This window comes from Ensifer sp. ENS10 (genome assembly GCF_014852025.1).
Lineage (GTDB): Bacteria > Pseudomonadota > Alphaproteobacteria > Rhizobiales > Rhizobiaceae > Ensifer.
On the sequence record NZ_JACVAS010000036.1, the window covers coordinates 1 to 645 of the forward strand.

A 645-nucleotide genomic window follows, 5' to 3' on the forward strand; every position below is an offset into this window, starting at 1 on the left:
TGCTGGGCCGTGTGACGACGGTGGAAGGGCGCAAAATGAAAACGATCGTCGGCGCCGCCGCATTGGCAGCCTCCATCCTGATCACTTCGTCGGCGGCACTCGGCGACGATGGTGCACCCGCAAAAGATAACAAGCGACCCTCCTGGGCGAAGGTGGTGGTGAACCAGCCACCGCCGAAGGCGGGCGCCTATTACAAGGGAGTATCCCGGACCACCTTCGGCAATCTCGAATGGCCGCAGACCTGATGAGGGACTAGAGTCCCGCTTTCAAGCGGAATATTGGAAGCGGAAGGTGCTCTAGAAACAAAGTGCCAGAGCCATCCGGCCCGCTTCCGGTGCGTTGTCGGAAGCTTTATTCGGAAGTCGATTTCGCGGTGTGGTGGTGACCGGGCCGGCATCTGGGCGGCGAAAACCACGCCATCCGTGTGACCGTCACAAGGAGATGCGAAAGACCTTGGAGTGGCGTCGCCTATCTCGATTATTGCCAATATCGCAATTCAATCGAAATGATTATTGCACTTCAGCGGCACAACCCGGTCGGCTACACCTGTTGTCACCAAACCAGTTCACCCCAGACCGGCCAAGACCGGGCACCGACGCCCCGCTTGCCAACCAGCTTTAAGAGGAGAAAATCCATGTCCAGCAA

General features: G+C 58.3%; 1 protein-coding gene. It reads left to right on the forward strand.

The window, feature by feature from the left end; translation table 11 throughout:
- Positions 1-245 (forward strand): hypothetical protein (locus tag IB265_RS36255; RefSeq protein WP_210334698.1); only part of this gene is annotated, 245 nt, incomplete at its 5' end.
- Between the last annotated feature and the right edge of the window lie 400 nt (positions 246-645).